Here is a 21,247-nt window from a genome sequence, read left to right on the forward strand (position 1 = left end):
ATGAGTGCGCGATGAGTGGCGCGTAAATTCCCGACCGCAGGCCGGGAATTGTGCAGGAGCGGCTTTGCCGCCCCCAAGCATTCAAAGGCCGAAGGGGGGAAGCCGCACTCTGGGCGGCGGGCCCCAAAAAGAAGGGCATGACCATAGGTCATGCCCTTCTTTTTGGCAAGGGGTAACAATCCAAATCCTCTCAGGTCGTTTGCAATTTTTCTTGAGAAGCATCCAACCGGCCTTCTGGCCGGCGGCGCCTTTGCGCCGTACAAGCGTTTTACCACAGGCAAAACCTTGGCGCAGGGCGAATTCACTTCGCCCGAGCATTTCAATCACTGAAGGGTGGAGCGACCAACGGGAGCGAAACCCAAAAGAAAATGCGACTTGTCGAAACAAGTCGCATTTTCTTTTGGAGCGGCTGATGGGAGTCGAACCCACCTATGCAGCTTGGGAAGCTGCCGTTCTACCGATGAACTACAGCCGCATCTGAGTTGTTATTATACCAGACCGCTTCATATTTTGCAACCCCCAAATCTTCTCCGGCATGAACGCCTTTTCGCGGACATAGATTCTACCATCGAAGCAAAGGGGGATCACCATGAAAAAACTCGTCGTGCTGCTGTGCGCCCTGCTGGCGCTGGGGAGCAGTGCCCAGGCGCTGGAAGTATCCGCGCCCTCGGCTCTGCTGATGGAAAAGGAGACGGGCACCGTCCTCTTCGCCAAGGACGAACATGCCAAGCTGGAGCCCGCCAGCGTCACCAAGGTCATGACGCTGCTGCTGACCATGGAGGCCATCGACGCCGGACAGCTCCACTATGACGACGTGGTCACCGCGTCGGCCCACGCCTGCTCCATGGGCGGCAGCCAGATCTGGCTGAAGGAGAATGAGCAGATGACGGTCAGCGATATGCTGAAGGCGGTGTGCGTTGTCTCTGCCAACGACTGCGCCGTGGCGCTGGCGGAGACGGTGGCCGGCAGCGAGGAGGCCTTTGTGGAGCGAATGAACCAGCGGGCCGCGGAGTTGGGCATGGCCGATACCCACTTCTGTAATGCCACCGGCCTGCCGGCGGAGGGGCATGTCACCTCCGCATACGACATCGCCCTTATGAGCCGGGAACTGATCCGAAACCACCCGGACATCCGCCAGTACACCACCATCTGGATGGATTCCCTGCGGGACGGGGCCTCCTCCCTGGTGAACACCAACCGCCTGATCCGCTTCTACCAGGGAGCCACCGGCCTGAAGACCGGCTCAACAGACAGTGCGCTGTACTGCCTCTCTGGTACGGCCGAGCGGGACGGCATGGAGCTGATCGCCGTCATCATGAAGGCGCCCACCTCCACCCAGCGGTTTGAGGATGCCACCAATCTGCTGAACTACGGCTTTTCCACCTACACGCTGGAGAATGTGGTGCCGGAGTCCGCCCTGCCGCCGGTGCCCGTGTCCCTGGGGACCCAGGCCACAGTGCAGCCGGTGCTGGGGGAGAACACGCACCTCCTGCTGGAAAAGGCCAAGGCGGGCAGCCTGCAGCAGCTGGTCACCCTGGCGGACTCTGTGGAGGCGCCGGTGGCGGCGGGCAGTCAACTGGGGACCCTCACCATCACCTCCGGGGAAGAGGTCGTGGCGGAGCTGCCCATCCTGGCAGGAGAGGAGATCCCACGGGTCACCTTCGGCCAGATGCTGGTCCAGATGCTGCGGACGGCCTTCCTCTGCGGCTGACGGCGGCGGGGGGCGCTGCACCCCCTGAAATCCCGGCGGATTGCGACCGCTTTCCCTTGTGTCCCGTTTCGGAGCATGGTATAATAAAGCAACAAACCCGCGCAGCTTTACGAAAGAGAGGCCGGTCATGATGCTGGATGTCAAATCGTTCCAATTACAGTCTTTTCTGCCCCTGCCCTATGAGGAGGTCCTGGCGCCGCGGCTGAAGCGGGCCCATGAGAAGCTCCAGAGCGGCAGCGGTGCCGGCGGAGAGTTCACCGGCTGGGTCCATCTGCCCCGGGACTATGACCGGGAGGAGTTCGCCCGCATCCAGGCGGCCGCGTCCCGGATCCGGGCCAACTCCCAGGCCCTGGTGGTCATCGGGATCGGCGGCTCGTACTTAGGCGCCCGGGGTGTCATCGACTGCCTGCGCTCTCCCAATTACAACCTGAAGCGCAAGGATACGCCCAACATCTACTTTGTGGGCAACGGCCTTTCCTCCGACGCCATGGGGGAGGTGCTGGACCTGGTGGCGGACGTGGATTTCTCCGTCAACGTGATCTCCAAGTCGGGCACCACCACCGAACCCGCCGTGGCCTTCCGCTTCTTCCGGGCGGCCTTGGAGAAGAAGTACGGCCGGGAGGGTGCCCGGGAGCGGATCTACGCCACCACGGACAAGGCCCGGGGCGCCCTGAAGTCCCTGGCGGACAGCGAGGGATGGGAGACCTTCGTGGTCCCCGACGACGTGGGCGGCCGATACAGCGTGTTGACCGCCGTGGGCCTGCTGCCCATTGCCGTGGCCGGGGTGGATATCACCGCCCTGATGCAGGGAGCGGCGGAGATGATGGAGACCTGCACCGAGGCTTCCTTCCGGTGCCCTGCCTGGCGGTACGCCGCCATCCGGTACGAGCTGTACCGGGCGGGCCGGTCCATTGAGCTCTTGGCCTGCTATGACCCGGCGTTCCGGTTCATGGCGGAGTGGTGGAAGCAGCTCTTCGGTGAGAGCGAGGGCAAGGAGGGCAAGGGCCTCTTCCCCGCCAGCGTGGAGTTCACCGCGGACCTCCACTCCATGGGCCAGTACATCCAGGAGGGCAAGCGCCTGATGTTTGAGACCGTGGTGCGCCTGGGTCCCTCCGACCGACAGCTGACAGTCCCGGCGGACGAGGCGGACGGCGACGGGCTGAACTTCCTGGCGGGCAAGTCCCTGGACTTCATCCGGGACCGGGCCATGGAGGGCACCCTGCTGGCCCACACGGAGGGCGGCGTGCCCAACCTGATCGTGGAGACCTCCGGCAGGACGCCGGCAGACCTGGGGCAGCTGATCTACTTTTTCGAGTACGCCTGCGGCCTCTCCGGCTATCTGCTGGACGTGAATCCCTTCGACCAGCCGGGGGTGGAGGCCTACAAGAAGAATATGTTCGCCCTGCTTGGCAAGCCGGGCTATGAGGACCGGCGGGCGCAGCTGGAGAGCAAGCTGGAGGGGTGACCAGCCTCGGATTGGGCGGCACCCGTCCTGCCGCCCACTGTCAATCTCCATTATGAACAAAGTTTGAATCTTCATTTCTCCATTGTTTTTCACGCGATCTTGTGGTATGCTTAACATACCGAATTTCCCCCAGCGACTTTAATTGACAGGAGTGATTACTATGGTCAGACTGATTATGGGCGTGAAGGGCTCCGGCAAGACCAAGCAGCTCATTGAACTGATCAACAACGCGGCGAAGGACGAGCCCGGCAACGTGGTTTGCATCGAGGCTAACCGCACCATGACATACGATATCCACTACCACATCCGCCTGATCGACGCCCAGGAGTACAATCTGGACAGCTACGAGCTCTTCCGGGGCTTCATCAGCGGCCTGTATGCGGGCAACTATGATATCTCCCATGTGTTCATCGACAACCTGTGCAAGACCATCGGCCGGGAAGTGGACAAGGACACCGAGAATTTCCTGAACTGGCTGGACGCCTTTGGCGAGAAGAACAACATCAAGTTCACCGTCACCATCAGCGCCGACCTCTCCCTGGCTACCGACGGGATGCAGAAGTTCCTGTAAGGCTGCTGCGCTTTCCCATATACACAGACGCCGCCTCTGCCAACTGGCAGAGGCGGCGATTTTCAGGTTTCAGATTTGCACCTGGGAGGATCCGGCGTCCAGCCCCTCCAGCAGATTGTAATTGTCATAGTCCGCCACAGAGGACAGGTCGCTGAGGCACAGCTGGTCCACGCCGAAGAAAGCAGCCATCCGGGCCCGCTCCAGGGCGGCCTCGCCGTTGAGATACCACACCGCGGTGTCCCCGCTGCCGGAGGTGAGATAGGCGCAGGCGTAGCGGTCGGAGTAGTAATCTTTCGTCTGGGAGGCGGACAGCAGCTGCTCGATCTCGGCGGCGGAGGCCTGGCCGGTGTGCCGCCCATCCGTCCAGGCGGAGCCCGTGGTGGTCAGCAGCAGGCTGAGACAGTCGGAATCCACCTGGTCCGCCAGTTCGGCCAGGGCGTAGTAGACCTCCTCCAGCGGCGCCAGGGGGGCGATGGGGAAGTCCTCGGACACGTCGCCATAGTCCGCCACCCGTACCACCAGCTTGTCGGCCGGCTCACTCAGGGCGGCATAGTCATAGCCGTTGTACGCGGCTCCCTGCCAGACGGGCGCCTCCACCATCAAATAGAGCAGCCGGTCCTCTCCCAGTTCGGCCCGCAGCGCCTCCGCCAGCGCGGTGAAATCCTTCTTCTGGGCGGAAGAGAGCTCCGCCAGGTCCAGAAACAGCCCCTCATAACCGCCGCTCTCCACCGCGGCCGCCAGCACCTCTGCGGTGTGGCTGGGGTCATCCTTCAGTGCCGAGGCGCTCCCGCCCACATGCAGCAGCGGCACGGCACCGGCGGCGGTGATGGTCTCCTGCAGGGCGGCTGCGGTCTCTGCATCGGGGGTACCGGCGAGCCGGGACTCCCCGGCGTAGATCAGCCGGGCGCCGCCCACCGCCACGGCGCCATAGCCGGTCAGGTCTGTCAGACCCTCCGCGGAATAGGCGATGCCGGTTTTCTCCGGGGCCGCGGCGTGATAGCTGTCATACAGCCGGATCAGCATGACCGCCGCCTGCTCCCGGGTGGCAGTCTGATCCGGGGAGAAGGTGGTGGCCGCAGTGCCGTTCACCAGCCCCAGCTCATGGGCCATGGCGATATAGCCCACGTTGGTGGTCACATCTCGGAAGGGCATGGGCAGGTCCTGGGCCAAACCGGCGATGGTGCCGTAGCCCATAGCCCGCACCAGCATGACCGCCAGCTCCTCCCGGGTGATGGGCTCCCGGGGGCGGAACGTATCCGTCTGCCGGGTGATGGCCCCGTTGGCATAGGCGGTCTCCACCGCGCTGTAATACCAGGCACTCTTGTCCTGGTTGTCCGTATAGGACCCGGCCTCCGGTGTTACCATCTCCCAGCCGAACAGGCGGCACAGGGCCACCACAAAGGCCCCCCGGGTCATGGGAGCCCCCAAGCCGAAGCGGGTGGGCGTCTGCCCCTGGAACAGGCCCAGGTCCACGGCCCGACGGATGGAGTCCGCCGCCCAGTGGCTCTCCGGCACGTCGGAAAAGCCGGTGGAGGCCGCTGCCGCGGGCGCCGGCAGCGCCGCTGTCACCAGCAGGGCGCAGAGCAGCGCGCAGGAACAGAACCATTGCAGTCGTCTTTTCATGTTGTCATTCTTCGCTCCTTTAGCGTCAGATTTCTTTCAGATTCTGGCAGAGATGCCCGGATTCGCCCTCTGTCGGTATGCCATTGTACCAGAATCTGCCGCCGCCGTCAAACGAACGGTGTCGGAACGCAGAAAAACCTTTACGTTTCACCCCTTGCCTGCTATAATAATTTAGTTATGATGGCTTTTTATTACCTTTGAAAGGGAGGGAACGTGCCATGAGATTCAAAAAATGGAACATCGGGACCCCGGCTGAGCGGGACGTTGCCCTCCTGCGGAGTGCCGGATACCCCTATCTCCTCTCCACGGTCCTGGCGGCCCGGGGTGTCACCACTGCCGAGGCGGCGGCCGAGGCGCTGGAGCGGGACAGGAGCCTCAGCATGTCCCCCATGCTGATGCGGGATATGGACAAAGCCGTCGCCCGCATCCAGCGGGCGATCAGCCAGGGGGAGACCATCGCCGTGTTCGGCGACTACGACGTGGACGGCATCACTTCCACGGTTCTGCTGATGGACTATCTCAAAAGCTGCGGCGTCCGCTGCCTGCGGCATATCCCCCGCCGGATCGAGGAGGGCTATGGCCTGTCCAAGGAGGCCATCCAAGGCCTGCGGGACCAGGGCGCCACGCTGATGATCACCGTGGACTGCGGCATCACCGGCAACGAGGAGGTGGACTTCGCTGCCTCCATCGGGCTGGATGTGGTCATCACCGACCATCATGAGTGCAAGGAGGAGCTGCCGCGGGCGCTGGCAGTGGTGGACCCCCACCGCAGCGACTGCCCCTATCCCTTCAAGCATCTGGCGGGAGTGGGTGTGGCGCTGAAGCTGGTGCTGGCCCTGGGGGGCGAGAGCCGGGAGGATGCCCTGTTCGCCCGATACTGCACCCTGGCGGCCATTGGCACCATTGCCGACGTGATGCGGATGGAGGGGGAGAACCGCACCATCGCCTTCTGCGGGCTGGAGGCCCTGCCCCACACGGACTTCGTGGGCGTCCACGCCCTGCTGAAGGAGGCGGGGCTTCTGGGCAAGCCCATCACCTCTGTCCAGATCGGCTTTGTGCTGGCCCCCAGGATCAACGCCGCTGGCCGCATGGGTGCGGCGGATCTGGCCGCGGACCTGCTGGAGACCGATGACCCCGCCCGGGCCGAGGAGCTGGCAAAGGCTCTGTGTGACCTAAACCGGGAGCGGCAGGCGGTAGAGCAGGCCATCTGCGCCGACGCCACCGAGAAGATCGAGCGCCTCCGGGCCGAGGACCGCAGCGCCCTGGTCCTCTCCAGCGAGGACTGGCACCAGGGCGTGGTGGGGATTGTGGCCTCCCGCCTCAGCGAGAAGTACGCCTGCCCAAGCTTCATGATTCATCTAAAAGACGGCGTGGGCAAGGGTTCCTGCCGGTCCTACGGCGGGTTCAACCTGTTTTCCGCGCTGGAGTCCTGCGCCGACCTGCTGGAGGGCTTCGGCGGCCACGAGTTGGCGGCGGGCTTTACCATCTCCGAGGAGAACATCGACGCCTTCCGGGCCCGGATGAACCGGTATGTCCGCTCCGCCTCCGGCGGGGAACGGGCGGTATCCTGCCTGGACGTGGACGCGCCCATCTCCTGCCCCGGCGAGGTGACGCTGGCGGAGGTGGAGCAGCTGGACCAGCTGGAGCCCTATGGCGCGGGTAATCCCCGGCCGGTGTTCGCCCTGCTGGGCGCCACGGTGGACGTCCTGCAGCCCGTGGGCCAGGGGAAGCACCTGAAGCTCCGCCTCTCCAAGGGCACGTGCCGGTTTGACGCCATCTTCTTCTCCATGACGGAGGAGACGTGCGGCGTGGCGGCGGGCATGCGGGTGGACGCGGCCTTTTATCTCCAGGCCAATACCTTCCGGGGCAATACCACCCTGCAGCTGCAGCTCATCGACATCCGCCCCTCTCTGACCCCCAGCCGCCATGAGGCGGCGGACCTGGACCTGCTCCACCGCCTCGTGGCGGGAGAGGGCCTCACCGGGCAGGAGCGGGCCCGGCTCCAGGCGTCCCGCAGCCAGTTCGCCGCCTTTTGGACCGTGCTGGAGCGGCAGCTCCGCCGGGGAAAGGCGGAGGAGGAGATGCTGCCCTTTCTGCGGCGGCTGTCGGCACTCTCCGGCGGGTGTGAGAGCTTCCTCCGGGCCGGCCTGGCCCTGGCCGTGTTCCAGGAGCGGGGCCTGATCGCCCTGTCCGTCCAGGGGGACCAGGTGACGCTTTCGCTGAATCCCATCCAGGGGAAGGTGGATCTCTTCGCCTGCCCCTATCTGTCCCGCCTGCGGGAGGACGCCGCCGGCAAGAGTGGAGGTGTTGTGTCATGACCATTCAGGAACAGTATGAGAACCTGGAAAAGACTGTCCGGGGCTACAATCCTGCGGCAGACTTCCAGCACATCCGGGCGGCCTTTGAATTTGCGGCAGAGGCCCACAAGGACCAGAAGCGCAAGAGCGGGGAGCCCTATATCATCCATCCCCTGGCGGTGGCGCAGATTGTGGCGGAGGAGCTGCGGCTGGACAGCGAGTCCATCGAGGCCGCCCTGCTCCACGACGTCATCGAGGACACCGCCGCCACCCACGAACAGGTATCCAAACTCTTTTCACCCACCATCGCCGACCTGGTGGAAGGCGTCAGCAAGCTGACCCGCATCCAGTACGCCACCAAGGAAGACGAGCAGATGGAGAACCTGCGGAAGATGCTCATCGCCATGAGCAAGGACATCCGGGTGATCCTCATCAAGATCTCCGACCGGCTCCACAACATGCGGACCATGGAGTACCAGTCTCCCGCCAAGCAGAAGCAGAAGTCTCTGGAGACTATGGAGATCTACGCCCCCATCGCCCACCGGCTGGGTATGCAGCGCATCAAGTGGGAGCTGGAGGACCTGTCCTTAAAATATCTGGACCCCATTGGCTACGAGGAAATCGTCTCCAAGCTGGAGGCCAAGCACCAGGAGTACGAGGACTTCATGCGCCGCATCCAGATCCAGATCGACGACCGGCTGAAGGAGCTGGACATCGATCACATCGTCTACGGCCGGATGAAGCATCCCTACTCCATCTACCGGAAGATGTTCAACCAGAACAAGAGCCTGGACGAGATCTTCGACCTGTTCGCCTTCCGGGTGATCGTGAACACGGTGGGGGACTGCTACAACGTTTTGGGTGTCATCCATGATCTCTACAAGCCCATTCTGGGCCGCTTCAAGGACTATATCGGCACTCCAAAGCCCAACGGATATCAGTCCCTCCACACCACGGTCATCGGCGCGGACGGCCTGCCCTTCGAGGTGCAGATCCGCACCAAGGAGATGCACGAGATCGCCGAGTACGGCGTGGCCGCCCACTGGAAATACAAGCAGAACGGCCAGGGCGCCGGCACCGAAGGGCGCTACGAGTGGGTCCGCCGTTTGCTGGAAAACCAGGAGGGCGCGGACGCAGAGGACTATATCCACTCTCTGAAGATCGATATGTTCTCCGATGAGGTGTTCGTCTTCACACCGGGCGGCGACGTGCAGAACCTGCCCGCCGGCGCCACGCCCATCGACTTTGCCTACGCCATCCACTCCGCCGTGGGCAACCGGATGGTGGGCGCCAAGGTGAACGGCCGGATCGTCACGCTGGACCATGTGCTGAAAAACGGCGACATCGTGGAGATCCTCACCTCCAAGAACGCCAAGGGTCCCAGCCGGGACTGGATGAAGATTGCCAGAAGCAGCGAGGCCCGCAGCAAGATTCGCCAGTGGTTCAAGAAGGAGAAGAAAGAGGAGAACATCGCAAACGGCCGTGCCGCCTTCGAGGCGGAGCTGAAGCACTGCGGCATCTCCATGAAGGACGTTCTCTCGCCGGAGATGCTGCCGGTGCTGTTGAAGCGGGTGTCCTACGGCTCTCTGGACGACATGTACGCCGCCATCGGCTACGGCGGCTTCACCGCCCAGAAGGCAGTGAGCCGGATCCAGGGGGAGCTGAACCGGGTGGCGAAGCTCCACCAGGCGGAAAAGGCCGCCGAGGAGCTGGCGGAGGCCAAACCGGCGGAGCCTGCCAAACAGCCCTCCGCTCCCAAGCGGGTGAAGAGCGAGCAGGGCATCATCGTGGAGGGCCTGGATAACTGCCTGGTGAAGTTCTCCAAGTGCTGCACCCCGGTGCCGGGGGACGACATCATCGGCTTTATCACCCGGGGGTACGGCGTGTCCGTCCACCGGTGCGACTGTCCCAACGCCTCGGAGGAGAAGCGATCCCAGCCGGGGCAGGAGGGGCGCTGGATCAAGGTCTCCTGGGGCGGCGACACCAACGACAGCTATCCCACGATTTTGGAGGTGGTGTGCAAGGACCGGCAGGGCCTGCTGCTGGACATCTCCGCTGCCCTCTCCACGACGAATACCTTTGTGCTGGGCATCAACTCCCGCAGTACAGAGGACCAGTTTGCCATCTTCCGGCTGGAGATCCGGGTGAAGGACGGCGCCCAGCTGAAGTCCGTCATGAACAAGCTGAACCAGATCTCCGGGGTGCTGAAGGTCAACCGACCGGCGGGGTGAGAGAGGCTTCCGCCGGGGGTGATTCGATGGCGGAAGAGCTTCCGGGGGGATGTAGGGGCGGCGATCAACCGCCCGGAGATGATTTGGGCCGCCGAACGGCGGCCACGGGGGATTCTGCTCCCGCAGGGGGCCGCTTCCACGGGGGATGCGCCCCCCATTGTCGTCGTCGCAAAGTCCGCTCAGCTCCGTTTCCGCCTGCGGCGAAAACTGCGCCCGCTCCCTTGCGCCTCCTCTCCCCACCGCGCGGGGCGCGGCGGGGGCCCCTTTCGGTCTTGCCAAAAGAGAAACGGGCCGTGCACGGTCCAAAGAGAAAAGTGTGTGGCGCGCTGCGGTGCAGTGGCCCTCCGCGCTGACGGAGGTCGACGTATCGGTGCAAGCGCCGATTTTGGCCCGCCTTCGGGCACGCTTGGGCCTTCTGCGATTTTCCCAACTGCCGTCCCGTGGCGGGAGTACCAACCTTGTCGGGGTGGTTATCGCATGGAATTGCTTCTCTTTTCGCTGCCGCTGGCTGCCCCTCGGGGGAACTGGCGTAGCGGGCCGATAAAGGCATCGGCCCCTACGGAGATACCGTCGGCCTTGCGCATTTTGTGGGGGCCGACCTGCGTGTCGGCCCTTGCGAGGGTGACGAAGGCCACAAGCCCGGTAGGGGCGGACGCCCTTGTCCGCCCGCCAGCACAAGCCGCCACAACCGCCCAGGCAGCGCGTAGCGACTGCGCAGCTGTTGGTGGCTCTGCCGTCTTACGGATGCGGCGTGCTCCCTGCGGGCAAGCGGAACGCGCGGAAGGAGGAGCCAGTGGAACACTGGTGACGGAAATACGGGGAGCGCCGCAGCGCGAGACAGGAAAAGAGGAGCGGTTCAAATGCGCCCGTGTCCTCCAATCCAAGACGCACTACGCCGCGGGAATCCGCCGCTAAGTCTGCACCGCACCCCGCCGCGCCCGTCGGGGGACCCTCGCAAACACGCAGGCACCCTCTCGCGCCGCCCCCCGTACAGCAACTTTGCACGCATGTGTAAAGTTGCGGCCAAAGCGCCTTTTTCTCTTATACCGGGCGCGGCGCGTTCTCTTTTTGGCGCTGACAAAAAGAGAATGGGGGCGCATCTGCACGGCCGTCAGCATGGCTGATATTCCCCGCAGAAATAGAAGCCTTCCATTTTGAGTGAACCATAGAAAGGAATCCATTGTATGCGTGCAGTTGTGACACGGGTGGCTGGTGCCTCCGTAACCATTGCCGGGAACGTCAACGGCCGGATCGGCCGTGGCTTCCTGGTGCTGCTGGGCGTGGGACCCAACGACACCGAGGAGACCGCCGACCGCCTGGCGGAGAAAATCTGCAACCTGCGGGTCTTTGAGGATGAAAACGGCAAAATGAATCTGAATCTGGAGCAGACAGGCGGTGCCCTGCTGGTGGTGTCCCAGTTCACCCTGTACGCGGACACCTCCTCCCGCCGCCCCGGCTTTACCGGCGCCGCCAAGCCGGACGCGGCCATCCCCCTGTATGAGCGATTCATGGCTCACTGCAGGGAGCGGGGCTTCGACGTTCAGCATGGGGAGTTCGGCGCTGATATGCAGGTGGACTCCCGGAACGACGGCCCCGTCACCATCCTCTTCGACACAGAGCGGCCCTTATGAGGGAAGCGGCGCAGGGCGGCGGCGAAATGGCGCCGCCGGAGCTGGTGCGGACGTTCTATGAGACCGTGGTCTCCCAGCACCGTCTGGAGGACCTGCCCCGCTTCGTCGGGGAGGGCTGCGTGCTCCGCCAGGGGGAGTGGACCACTCCCCTGGGTCCCGGCGGCATGGTGCGGCATCTGGCGGCTCTGCGGGAGACGTATCCGGATTACACGGTCCGCATCCTCCGCCAGCACTGGGCCGCGCCGTATGTCGTCTCCGAGTGTGTTATGGAGGGGACCCACCTGGGCCCTTGGCCCGGAACAGTCCCCACGGGAAAACGCCTGATCTTCACCGGCGTGAACATCGACCGGGTGGAGGGCGGAAAGATCGTGGAGCACGGCGGCGCTGTGAATACCTTTGAGACCCTGTGGGACGCGGGCATGATCCGCCCTGCGGAGTGACAGGGCATTTGTCCATTCCACACATGGGCGGGCGGGATTTCCGCCGCCTGCCTCTGATATTTTCATTTGGCAAGGGAGGTCTCCCATGAAGATCAAGTGCTTGCAGGTGGGCCCCATCGGCACCAACTGCTATCTCCTCTGCGACGAGGATGCCAAGACCTGCGCCGTCATTGATCCCGGCGGGGATGGGGCGCGGATCGCCGCCGCAGTGGCGGAAACCGGCTGTGTGCCCTGCGCCATCCTGCTGACCCACGGCCACTACGACCACACCGGCGCTGTGGGAGAGCTCCAGGCCAAATGGCCGGAGACCCCGGTGTATCTGAATCGCCGGGATGTGTACGCCGATGCCTGCACCCAGCAGCTGTTCCCGCTCCTCAGCGGGGACGTGCGGGACTACGACGAGGGGGACACGGTGGCTGTGGGCGGCCTGACGGTGACCGTTCTGGCCACCCCCGGCCACAGCGAGGGGTCTGTCACCCTCCGGTGCCAAGACGCCCTCTTCTGCGGGGATACGCTCTTTGCGGGCTCCTGCGGCCGGACGGACTTCCCCGGCGGGTCCATGGAGAAGATGATGGCCTCTCTGCGGCGGCTGGGGCAGCTGGAGGGAGACCTCCGGGTCCTGCCCGGCCACATGGAGGCATCCACCCTGGACCGGGAGCGGCGCTGGAACCCCTATCTGCTCCAGGCCATGCAGTGAGGAGGGCGCGCCCATGAAACTGGTTTTCCGCGGCCATGACGAGCGGTATGTGGTGGAGCAGAGCCTGATGAATCTGTTCCCCGGGGAACTGCCTGTCTACGAGCCGATCACCCCAGGCGATGACAGCTGGGCCGTGATCTCGCTGGAGGAGACGGGGGACCTCTGCCGGGTGGCGGTCTCCCTCTGCCGGGGCGGCAAGACCACCGAGCAGACCTATCAGGAGCCCCTCTCCGGCGGCGATTTCCAGCGGGAGGGCCTCCGCCGCCACGCCGTCGGCGCCTGCTTCTTCCTGGCGGCCCGGGCGGTCACCGGCGTGACGCCCCCCTGGGGAATGCTCACCGGCGTCCGGCCCGACAAGCCGGTGACCTGGGCCCTGGAGGACGGGAAGTCCCCGGAAGAGGCCCGGGCGTATTTGGAGGAGCACTATTTCGTCACCCCCTCCCGGGCCGCCCTGGCCCTGGAGACCGGCGCCACCGCGGCCAAGGCCGCCCGGCGGCTGGAGAAGCGGGACATTGACGTGTACGTGGGCATTCCCTTCTGCCCAACCCGGTGCGCCTATTGCTCCTTTGTCAGCCAGTCGGTGGAGCGGAGCTTTGCCCTGGTGCCCCCTTATGTGGACGCCCTGTGTGGGGAGATCTCCGCCGGCGGCGAGATGGTTCGCCGGGCGGGACTGCGGGTGCGGACCTTCTACATGGGCGGCGGCACCCCCACCACCCTGACGGCGGAGCAGATGGACCGGGTCCTCACCGCTTTCGAGACCTCCTTCGACCGTACCGCCTGTGAGGAGATCACTGTGGAGGCGGGCCGGCCGGACACCATCACGGCGGAAAAGCTGGCGGTGCTCCGCACCCACGGGGTCACCCGGGTCTCGGTGAACCCCCAGACCTTTGAAGAGAACGTGCTGCGGGCCATCGGCCGGTGCCACACGGCTGCGGACATCGACCGCGCCATGGAGCTGGTGGCCCGGTGCGGCTTCCCCCACGTGAACATGGACCTGATCGCCGGACTCCCGGAGGATACGGCGGAGGGCCTCCGCCAGTCCCTGGACCGGTGCCTGACCTACGGCCCCGACGATATCACCGTCCACACCCTGGCGCTGAAAAAGGGCAGCCGCATCCTGACGGAGGGACTGCGGATCCCCGGCGCGGAGACGGTGGCCGAGATGCTGGATTACGCCTCTCCCACCCTCCGGACCGCCGGATACCGTCCCTACTACCTATACCGGCAGAAGTACATGTCCGGCAGCTTTGAGAACATCGGCTGGTGCCGCAGCGGCGGCGAGTGCTGGTACAACGTGGACATCATGTCGGAGCTGTGCTCCATCCTGTCCTTCGGCGCCGCCGGGTCCACCAAGATGGTGGTGCCGGGCACCAACCAGATCCAGCGGGCGTTCAACGTGAAATATCCCACCGAGTATATCCAGCGGCCGGAGAAGTGGCAGGCCAACCAGACCGCCTTCGCCGCCTTTTATGAAGCACTGTGAAAGGAGCATCGCCATGGCCTATTCCCTGAAAGAGATCAACGACGCTGTCCGCTCTGACCCCAAGGGCTTTGCGGAGGCGTGCGACGCCGCCTTTGCCAAAAAAGTGGAGACGGCGGCCCAGAAGATTGCCGATCACCGGAAGGAGTCCCGCATCATCCTGTTGTCCGGCCCCTCCGGTTCCGGCAAGACCACCACGGCATTGAAGATCGAAGAGCAGCTGGAGAAAATGGGCATCCAGACCCACACCATCTCCATGGACAACTACTTCAACACCATCGACCCGGAGACGGCGCCCCGGAACCGGGAGGGCGCCATCGACTACGAGTCTCCCTTCTGCCTCGACATCGAGCTGCTGAACCGACACTTCTCCATGCTGGACCGGGGGGAGACCATCCACGTGCCCAAGTACGAGTTCGCCCGACAGATGCGCTCCGACATCCTGTCTCAGCCGCTGAAGCTGGGGCCCGACGAGCTGGCTATCTTTGAGGGCATCCACGCCCTGAACGACGTGATCGTGGGCAAGAATCCCAAGGCCTTCAAGCTGTATATCGCGGCCCGGTCCAATGTGGTGGACGAGGACGGCGCCGTGGTGTTCCAGCACCCCTGGCTGCGCCTGTGCCGCCGGATCGTCCGGGACTACAAGTTCCGGGGCAGCGACGCCAACTTCACCCTGAAGATGTGGCCCAATGTCCGCCGGGGGGAAAAGCTGTATATCTCCCCCTATAAGGAGAATGCGGACTTGATGTTCGACTCCTCCCTGCCGGATGAGGTGGCGGTGCTGAAGCCCTTCGTGGTCCCCCTGCTGGAGGCGCTGCCCCAGGGCAAGTACGAGATCGCGGACGACATCCTCCGGGGATTTGAGCGGATCGAGATCATGGAGGAGTCCAACATCGCCCCCAGCTCCCTGGTGCGGGAGTTCATCGGCGGCAGCATCTATCCCAGCTGAGCGGGGCTGCCCCTCTGCCCCAATCTTTCTTTGGAGGTCATACAAGCCATGAATGAGCGGTTGCAGGAACTGCTGGACGCGGTGCAGCGCACTGCCTCCCAGGTGGGCGGCAGTGCGGCGGATGCCGCCTACGGCATGGGAAAGCGGGCGGGGGAGCTCCTGTCCGTGGCCAAGCTGAATATCCGGATCATGGACCTGAAGGGAGCGGTGAGCACCGCCCTGCGGGAGGTGGGGGAGATGATCTACGCCACCCACACCGGCACCCTCACGGAGTCCGAGGTACTGCTGGCAAAGCTTCAGGAGATCGACGGGCTCCGCCAGCAGATCGACCGGCTGGAGCGGGAGATCGCTCGGCTGCAGGGCGGCGCGGTGTGCCCCTTCTGCGGGGCGGCCGCCCGGAGCGGCGACGTATTCTGCCGGGAATGCGGCCAAAAGCTGTAAGGAGGAAGCGTAAGATGGAATATACATTCGCACAATATCAGGAGAGCGCCCAGGCGCTGAGAGACCGCCTGGGGGCGTTCCGCCCCCGGTGCCTGCTGATCTTGGGCTCCGGCCTGGGCTCTTTGGGCAACGAAGTGGAGTCCCCCATTGCCGTCCCCTATGAGGATGTGCCCCACATGAAGCGATCCACCGCCCCGGACCACGCGGGCCGGTTCGTGTTCGGCCGCCTGGCGGGTCAGGACGTGGCGGTGATGCAGGGCCGCCTCCACACCTATGAGGGCTGGTCCTTTGAGGATGTCAGCTATCCCGTCCGGGTGCTGCGGCTGCTGGGGGCGGAAACGCTGGTAGTCACCAACGCTGCCGGCGCGGTGAACACCGCCTTCTCCGCCGGGGACATCATGCTGATTACCGACCACATCAAACTCTTCGGTGTCAGCCCCCTTTGCGGCCCCAATCTGGAGGAGTTCGGCCCCCGGTTCCCGGACATGAGCCATGTGTACACGCCCCGACTCCAGGACACCGCCCGGGAGGCCGCGGAGGAGCTGTCCATCCCCCTGCGCCAGGGCGTCTATATGTACTTCCCCGGCCCCCAGTACGAAACGCCGGCGGAGGTCCGTGCCGCCCGGGCGCTGGGCGCGGACGCCGTGGGCATGTCCACGGTGCCGGAGGCCATTGTGGCCGCCCACTGCGGTATGGATGTGCTGGGCTTCACGCTCTGCACCAATATGGGGGCCGGGGTGCTGGACCAGCCTCTTTCCTCCGACGAGGTGCTTGCCGCCGCCGCCACGGCGGGGCCCCGGTTCTCTGCCCTGGTAAAGGCGTGTCTGGCCCGGTTATAAACGGCAGCGGCAGGCCATAGGCTCATAGGGGCAGCAGATTCCGCCGCCCTAGTTCTCTGTTGTAATTTGAGGTAATCGCTTCATGTCTAATCAAAAAAAGCAATCCTTCCTGGGCGGCGCCGCCATCCTGGCCGCAGCTGTCGTTGTGGTGAAATTTATCGGGTTCTTCTACAAAGTCCCCCTGAACAACATCCTGGGCGGCCCCGGCAAGACGTATTTTGACACTGCCTATAAGATTTACAATTTCCTGCTGACCTTCTCCACGGCGGGCCTGCCTCTGGCCATCTCCAAGCTGACCAGCCAGGCCCATGCCCAGGGACGGGAGAACGAGAAGCGGAAGATCTTCCGCACCGCCATCGTGCTGTTTTTCGTCCTGGGCACGGTGGGCGCCCTGTTTATGTTCTTCCAGGCAGAGGGCTTGGCAGGGTTTCTGGAGAACAGCCTGGCGGCCCAGCCCATCCGGGCGCTGGCTCCGGCGGTGTTCTGCGTGTGCCTGCTGGCCTGCATGCGGGGCTACACCCAGGGCCAGGGCAACATGACGCCTACGGCGGTTTCCCAGGTACTGGAGGCGCTTTTGAAACTGGCCATCGGTCTGCCGCTGGCGTGGTATGTACTGCGCATCGGCATGAGCCTGGAGATGGGCGCCGCCGCGGCCATCCTGGGCGTCACGGCGGGCACGGCGGTCTCCATGCTGTTTTTGGTGGGATATTTGACGAAGCACCGGAATCGGACACAGTCCCTGGATGTCCCCTCCGGCAGCAGCCATCTGATCCGGCAGATCCTGGCCATTGGCATCCCCATCACCCTCAGCAACTCCGCAATGAGCATCCTGAACATCATCGACACCAAGATCGTCATGGGCCAGCTGCAGAACGCCCTGCTGCTGTCGGAGGAATCGGCCGCTGCCCTGAACGGCCAGTACAGCATGGCCATGGATATGCCCAACATGGTGGCCTCCTTCGTGTACCCGGTGACCATGAGCTTGATTCCATTCGCGGCGGCGGCTCTGGCCCGGCAGGACCATGCCGGAGCGGACCGGATCATCTCCTCCGCCTTCCGCATCATCGCCATTCTGGCCCTGCCGGCGGGCATCGGCCTCAGTGTCCTCTCCACGCCCATCATGGTCCTGGTGCTGCCGGCCCAGCGGGAGGATGCCCTGGCGGCGGGCCCCCATCTTCAGGTGCTGGGCATCGCCCTCATCTTCATCTGCCTGATGATCCTGACCAACGCTATCCTGCAGACCTACGGCAAGGAGAAGCTGCCCATCTTCACCGTGATCGTCGGCGGCATCGTCAAGATCATCATGAACTATTTCCTGGTGGGGAATCCGGACATCAACATCCACGGCGCACCCATCTCCACGCTATGCTGCTATCTGGTGATCGTGGTACTGAATCTGTTCTTCGTGTGGAAATACTCGCCCCAGAAGCCACGGTATCTCGAAGTTTTCGCAAAGCCCGTGGCCGCTTCCCTGCTCATGGGCGGCGCGGCCTGGGCGGTCTATGGCCTGGCCAGCCGGGTGCTGGATGGGGCTTTCCTCGCCTTGGCACAGCAGATGTTTGCGGATCCGGATAAGATCCAGCTCTGGTCTGTATATCTGGCCAACGCCGCCTGTGTCCTGCTGGGCATCCTGGCCGGCGTGATCGTCTACGGTGTGCTGGTGATCGCTCTGCGGATCCTGCGGGCGGAGGATGTGCGGTCCATTCCCCGCGGGGAAAAGCTTATTAAACTTCTGCACTTAAAATGAGAAACCGGGCGGCCGCGCCCCCTTCCCAAGGGGGCGATCCGCTAAAATTCCTTGAAAAATCAGGGGTTTCCCGTGAATTTTTCTTGCAAAGGCAGGCATCTTATGGTAGAGTTTCAGCGTAAGGATTTTTACAGCTACGAGGATTTTCTGGAGATCATGCGGCTGCTGCGGGCTCCCGGGGGCTGCCCCTGGGACCGGGAGCAGACCCACAGCTCCATCCGCCGGAACTTCCTGGAGGAGACCTATGAGGTTCTGGACGCCATCGACCACGACGACGCCAGCGGCATGTGCGAGGAGCTGGGCGACGTGTTGATGCAGGTGGCCTTCCATGCCCAAATCGAGGCGGAGCGGGGCCGCTTCACCATGGCAAATGTGGTGGACGGCGTGGCCCGGAAGCTGGTGTACCGCCATCCCCATGTCTTTGGGGACGTGCAGGCGGATACCTCCCAGCAGGTCCTGGCCAACTGGGACGTGCTGAAGCGCCGGGAGAAGGGCCAGCGGTCCACGGCGGACGCGGTGGAGGCCGTGCCCCACACGCTGCCTGCCCTGTGGCGGGCGGAAAAGATTCAGTCCAAGACCGCCAAGGCCGGCTTTGACTGGACAAGCTCTCTCCAGGCACTGGACAAGCTGGAAGAGGAGGTCCGTGAGCTCCGGGCCGCCCTGGAGGCCGGTCAGGCCGCCGACGCGCCCCACGGCATCCGGGAGGAGCTGGGCGACACGCTGTTTATGGCCGCCAAAATCGCCCAGATGTCGGGCGTGGACCCGGAGGACGCCCTCCACCGGGCCTGCGACAAGTTTGACCGCCGCTTCCGCGCGGTGGAAGAGGCCGCGGACAAGCCTCTGCCGGAGTGCGGTGAGGCGGAGCTGCTGGCCCTCTGGAACGATGCAAAATCCCACGATCCGTCTTAATCGCGGGCGCGCCTGCCTGCGTTAGGAATAAATCATCTAGCAAGCGCATCACACATTGTATAGGAGGATAACATCCATGAACAAAGCTGAACTCATCAATTCTGTCGCCGCTTCTGCCGACGTTTCCAAGAAGGAGGCCGAGGCTGTTGTGTCCGCCACGTTTGACGCCATCACTGCCGCCCTGAAAGACGGCGACAAGGTGCAGCTGGTGGGCTTTGGATCCTTCGAGGTCAAGAAGCGTGCCGCCCGCGTGGGCCGCAACCCCAAGACCAAGGAGTCCATTGAGATCCCCGCTTCCGTAGTGCCCGTGTTCAAGGCCGGCAAGGCCCTGAAGGACGCCGTGGCGAAGTGATCTGACCCTGTGATTTCGGGACTGCCGGTGCTGTGGTGCCGGCAGTCCCGTTTCCCATGAGAAAGGAGCCGCCCATGCGTTTGGATAAATATCTCAAAGTCTCCCGCCTCATCAAGCGGCGGACTGTGGCCAACGAGGCCTGTGACAACGGCCTGGTCACCGTCAACGGCAAGCCTGCCCGGGCCTCCTACGACGTGAAGGTGGGGGACCAGATTTCCCTGCGCTTCGGCCAGCGCATCGTAACGGTGGAGGTGCTGGACGTCCAGGAGACGGTGCGCCAGGCGGACGCCGGCACGCTGTACCGGGAGATCGGCCGGTAAGGCCGGACGCATATTCTCCCCGCCCCTCCCATATAGTTGGGACAGGGAGGGACGCGGAATGAACGACTACAACAACGCCATGTCCCAGGCGGGCCACCGTCTGGAGCTGATCGGCCGGGAGCGGCTCACGGTCTCCGGAGTGGAGGACGTGGAGCGGTTCGACGAGACCGGCATCATCATGTCCACCAGCGTGGGAACGCTGGTCATTACCGGAGAGGACCTGCACATCGGCAAGCTGTCCCTGGACGGGGGCGAGCTCCATGTGGACGGCCGGATCGATTCCGTCTCCTATGAGGACGGCGGTCAGGAGCGGGGGGGCCTTTTCCACCGGCTGTTCGGGTGAGGCGCCATGGCCCCTGCTCTCTCCCAGCCGCTCCTGCTCTTCTGTCAGGCGATCCTGCTGGGCATGGCTGCGGCGCTGCTGTATGACCTGCTGCGGGCCTTCCGCCTGCGGCTGCCCCGCCTGACGTCGGCGCTGGACATCCTGTACTGCATGGCCGCGGGCTTGGCGGTCTTCCTCTTCATGCTCCGCCGGGCGCAGGGGCAGCTGCGGCTGTATCTGCTGCTGGGGGCGGTGGGCGGCGGTGTGCTGTTTTTCACCGCCTTCTCCCCGTTTTTGCGGCCGGTGTGGGATTTTTGGGTGGATACCCTGGCATTTTTGCTGCATCTGACCGCCATTCCCCTGCGGGGAGCGGAAAATTTGTGTAAAAAAATTGGCAGATGGGGAAAAAATCTCTTTTATTTTATTCGCAAATGTTATACAATAAAAAACACCAAGCACGGCAGAAGGCTTTACAAAGGAGGCGGGCGGCATGGCAAGAGCAGGACGGCAGCCAAAGAAGCGGTCCAGAGGAAGCGTCCTCACCAAGCTTCTGATCCTGGTGATTCTGGCGGCGATCGGACTGCAGCTGCGCAGCCTCCACAGCCAGGTGCAGGACGCCCAGGCCCAGCGGGACGCCCTGACGGCCCAGGTCCAGGCCCAGGAGCAGGAAAACGCCGCCCTGGCCGCGGACATCGCCGAGGGCGCCACCGAGGATAAGATGAAGGAGATCGCGCAGGAAGAGCTGGGGCTGATCTCCCCCAATCAGCGTGTGTTTTCTGTGGGCAACTGACCGGAGCCGGGCGACGAGGGAGGCGGAGCGCCTCCCCCGCTTGTGCCGGGAGCCGGTCTTTTTTGATACGACCCGCTTCCACGGGAGCGGGAAAACCATCCGGAAGGAGAAACAGTACACTATATGGAGCTTCAGGTAGGGAGCATTTTGGAAGGAAAGGTGACCTCCATCACCAAATTCGGCGCGTTCGTGGCCCTGGACAATGGGAAGTCCGGCCTGGTCCACATCTCCGAGATCGCCAACACGTTTGTCAACGACGTACATGACTACCTGCAGGAGGGGCAGGCCGTCAAGGTCCTGGTGCTCTCCACGGAGAATGGAAAGGTCAATCTCTCCATCAAGCGGACGCTCCCCAGGCCGGAGCGGCCCGCCCGCAGTCCCCGGCCCAGCGGCAGCCACCCGGCGGGGGCGTCCCGTCCCGTGGCCCAGGCC

General features: G+C 64.0%; 20 protein-coding genes, 1 tRNA gene and 1 pseudogene. 20 read left to right on the top strand and 2 right to left on the bottom strand.

The features are described 5' to 3' along the window. Nucleotides 1-401 precede the first annotated feature (401 nt). Nucleotides 402-475, bottom strand: a tRNA-Gly gene (locus tag QVE23_RS06145). Nucleotides 476-589: 114 nt separating this feature from the next. On the opposite strand from QVE23_RS06145, the gene QVE23_RS06150 reads away from it, so the two are divergent. The 3 genes from QVE23_RS06150 (at nt 590) to QVE23_RS06160 (ending at nt 3,747) form a co-directional block, all read left to right on the top strand. Further along, nucleotides 590-1,711: a D-alanyl-D-alanine carboxypeptidase family protein gene (locus QVE23_RS06150; protein ID WP_025545029.1), complete on the top strand. Its 1,122-nt coding sequence runs from the start codon at nt 590-592 to the stop codon at nt 1,709-1,711. Between the two features lie 130 nt (nt 1,712-1,841). Then, nucleotides 1,842-3,176 carry a glucose-6-phosphate isomerase gene (locus QVE23_RS06155; protein WP_025545030.1) on the top strand — a complete coding sequence of 445 codons (1,335 nt, stop codon included), beginning with the start codon at nt 1,842-1,844 and terminating at the stop codon, nt 3,174-3,176. Between the two features lie 160 nt (nt 3,177-3,336). Beyond that, nucleotides 3,337-3,747, top strand: coding sequence for an ATP-binding protein (locus tag QVE23_RS06160; RefSeq protein WP_021751350.1), 411 nt, complete (start codon nt 3,337-3,339; stop codon nt 3,745-3,747). A 69-nt stretch (nt 3,748-3,816) separates the two neighbouring features. Here QVE23_RS06160 and QVE23_RS06165 read toward each other — a convergent pair whose 3' ends face one another. Next, on the bottom strand, nt 3,817-5,370 hold the full coding sequence (locus tag QVE23_RS06165) for an S-layer homology domain-containing protein (RefSeq protein WP_267288437.1): 1,554 nt from the start codon (nt 5,368-5,370) through the stop codon (nt 3,817-3,819). Nucleotides 5,371-5,588: 218 nt separating this feature from the next. On the opposite strand from QVE23_RS06165, the gene recJ reads away from it, so the two are divergent. The 17 genes and pseudogenes from recJ to QVE23_RS06250 form a co-directional block, all read left to right on the top strand. Beyond that, the gene (gene recJ, locus QVE23_RS06170) at nt 5,589-7,688 is read left to right on the top strand and encodes a single-stranded-DNA-specific exonuclease RecJ (protein WP_021751353.1); all 2,100 of its coding nucleotides are present in this window, start codon (nt 5,589-5,591) and stop codon (nt 7,686-7,688) included. After that, the gene (locus tag QVE23_RS06175; RefSeq protein WP_036628787.1) at nt 7,685-9,898 is read left to right on the top strand and encodes a RelA/SpoT family protein; all 2,214 of its coding nucleotides are present in this window, start codon (nt 7,685-7,687) and stop codon (nt 9,896-9,898) included. The genes recJ and QVE23_RS06175 overlap by 4 nt, the downstream gene beginning before the upstream one ends. A gap of 1,184 nt (nt 9,899-11,082) precedes the next feature. Next, nucleotides 11,083-11,529, top strand: a complete 447-nt coding sequence (gene dtd, locus QVE23_RS06180; protein ID WP_021748459.1) for a D-aminoacyl-tRNA deacylase — start codon at nt 11,083-11,085, stop codon at nt 11,527-11,529. After that, nucleotides 11,526-11,969: an ester cyclase gene (locus tag QVE23_RS06185; protein ID WP_273482159.1), complete on the top strand. Its 444-nt coding sequence runs from the start codon at nt 11,526-11,528 to the stop codon at nt 11,967-11,969. The genes dtd and QVE23_RS06185 overlap by 4 nt, the downstream gene beginning before the upstream one ends. 85 nt (nt 11,970-12,054) lie before the next feature. Beyond that, nucleotides 12,055-12,666: an MBL fold metallo-hydrolase gene (locus tag QVE23_RS06190; RefSeq protein WP_025545575.1), complete on the top strand. Its 612-nt coding sequence runs from the start codon at nt 12,055-12,057 to the stop codon at nt 12,664-12,666. A gap of 13 nt (nt 12,667-12,679) precedes the next feature. Further along, nucleotides 12,680-14,149, top strand: a complete 1,470-nt coding sequence (gene hemZ, locus QVE23_RS06195; RefSeq protein ID WP_287967759.1) for a coproporphyrinogen dehydrogenase HemZ — start codon at nt 12,680-12,682, stop codon at nt 14,147-14,149. A 13-nt stretch (nt 14,150-14,162) separates the two neighbouring features. Beyond that, complete coding sequence (locus QVE23_RS06200) at nt 14,163-15,095, top strand: uridine kinase family protein (protein ID WP_025545074.1); 933 nt, start codon at nt 14,163-14,165, stop codon at nt 15,093-15,095. Nucleotides 15,096-15,143: 48 nt separating this feature from the next. Then, entirely contained in the window at nt 15,144-15,536 is a 393-nt protein-coding gene (locus QVE23_RS06205; protein ID WP_021748464.1) for a zinc ribbon domain-containing protein, read from the top strand. A gap of 14 nt (nt 15,537-15,550) precedes the next feature. Then, a complete protein-coding gene (locus QVE23_RS06210; RefSeq protein WP_287967761.1) occupies nt 15,551-16,375 on the top strand; it encodes a purine-nucleoside phosphorylase in 825 nt (274 codons plus the stop codon). Between the two features lie 82 nt (nt 16,376-16,457). Further along, nucleotides 16,458-18,122, top strand: coding sequence for a putative polysaccharide biosynthesis protein (locus QVE23_RS06215; RefSeq protein WP_119310419.1), 1,665 nt, complete (start codon nt 16,458-16,460; stop codon nt 18,120-18,122). 102 nt (nt 18,123-18,224) lie between these two features. After that, nucleotides 18,225-19,031 (top strand): nucleoside triphosphate pyrophosphohydrolase, encoded by an 807-nt coding sequence (gene mazG / locus QVE23_RS06220; protein WP_021748467.1) that lies wholly within the window; start codon nt 18,225-18,227, stop codon nt 19,029-19,031. A 76-nt stretch (nt 19,032-19,107) separates the two neighbouring features. After that, a complete protein-coding gene (gene hbs, locus QVE23_RS06225; protein WP_021748468.1) occupies nt 19,108-19,383 on the top strand; it encodes a non-specific DNA-binding protein Hbs in 276 nt (91 codons plus the stop codon). A 74-nt stretch (nt 19,384-19,457) separates the two neighbouring features. After that, a complete protein-coding gene (locus QVE23_RS06230) occupies nt 19,458-19,703 on the top strand; it encodes an RNA-binding S4 domain-containing protein (RefSeq protein ID WP_025545076.1) in 246 nt (81 codons plus the stop codon). A gap of 58 nt (nt 19,704-19,761) precedes the next feature. After that, on the top strand, nt 19,762-20,046 hold the full coding sequence (locus tag QVE23_RS06235; RefSeq protein ID WP_021748470.1) for a YabP/YqfC family sporulation protein: 285 nt from the start codon (nt 19,762-19,764) through the stop codon (nt 20,044-20,046). A gap of 63 nt (nt 20,047-20,109) precedes the next feature. Then, nucleotides 20,110-20,259, top strand: a pseudogene (yabQ, locus tag QVE23_RS10930) (spore cortex biosynthesis protein YabQ); the annotation flags it as partial. A 256-nt stretch (nt 20,260-20,515) separates the two neighbouring features. Next, the gene (locus tag QVE23_RS06245) at nt 20,516-20,815 is read left to right on the top strand and encodes an FtsB family cell division protein (protein WP_021748472.1); all 300 of its coding nucleotides are present in this window, start codon (nt 20,516-20,518) and stop codon (nt 20,813-20,815) included. A gap of 123 nt (nt 20,816-20,938) precedes the next feature. Then, the coding region (locus tag QVE23_RS06250) for a S1 RNA-binding domain-containing protein (protein WP_287967762.1) at nt 20,939-21,247 on the top strand (309 nt) is incomplete at its 3' end.

The organism is Oscillibacter sp. KLE 1728, assembly GCF_934833455.1.
Taxonomy (GTDB): Bacteria; Bacillota; Clostridia; order Oscillospirales; family Oscillospiraceae; genus Oscillibacter; species Oscillibacter welbionis.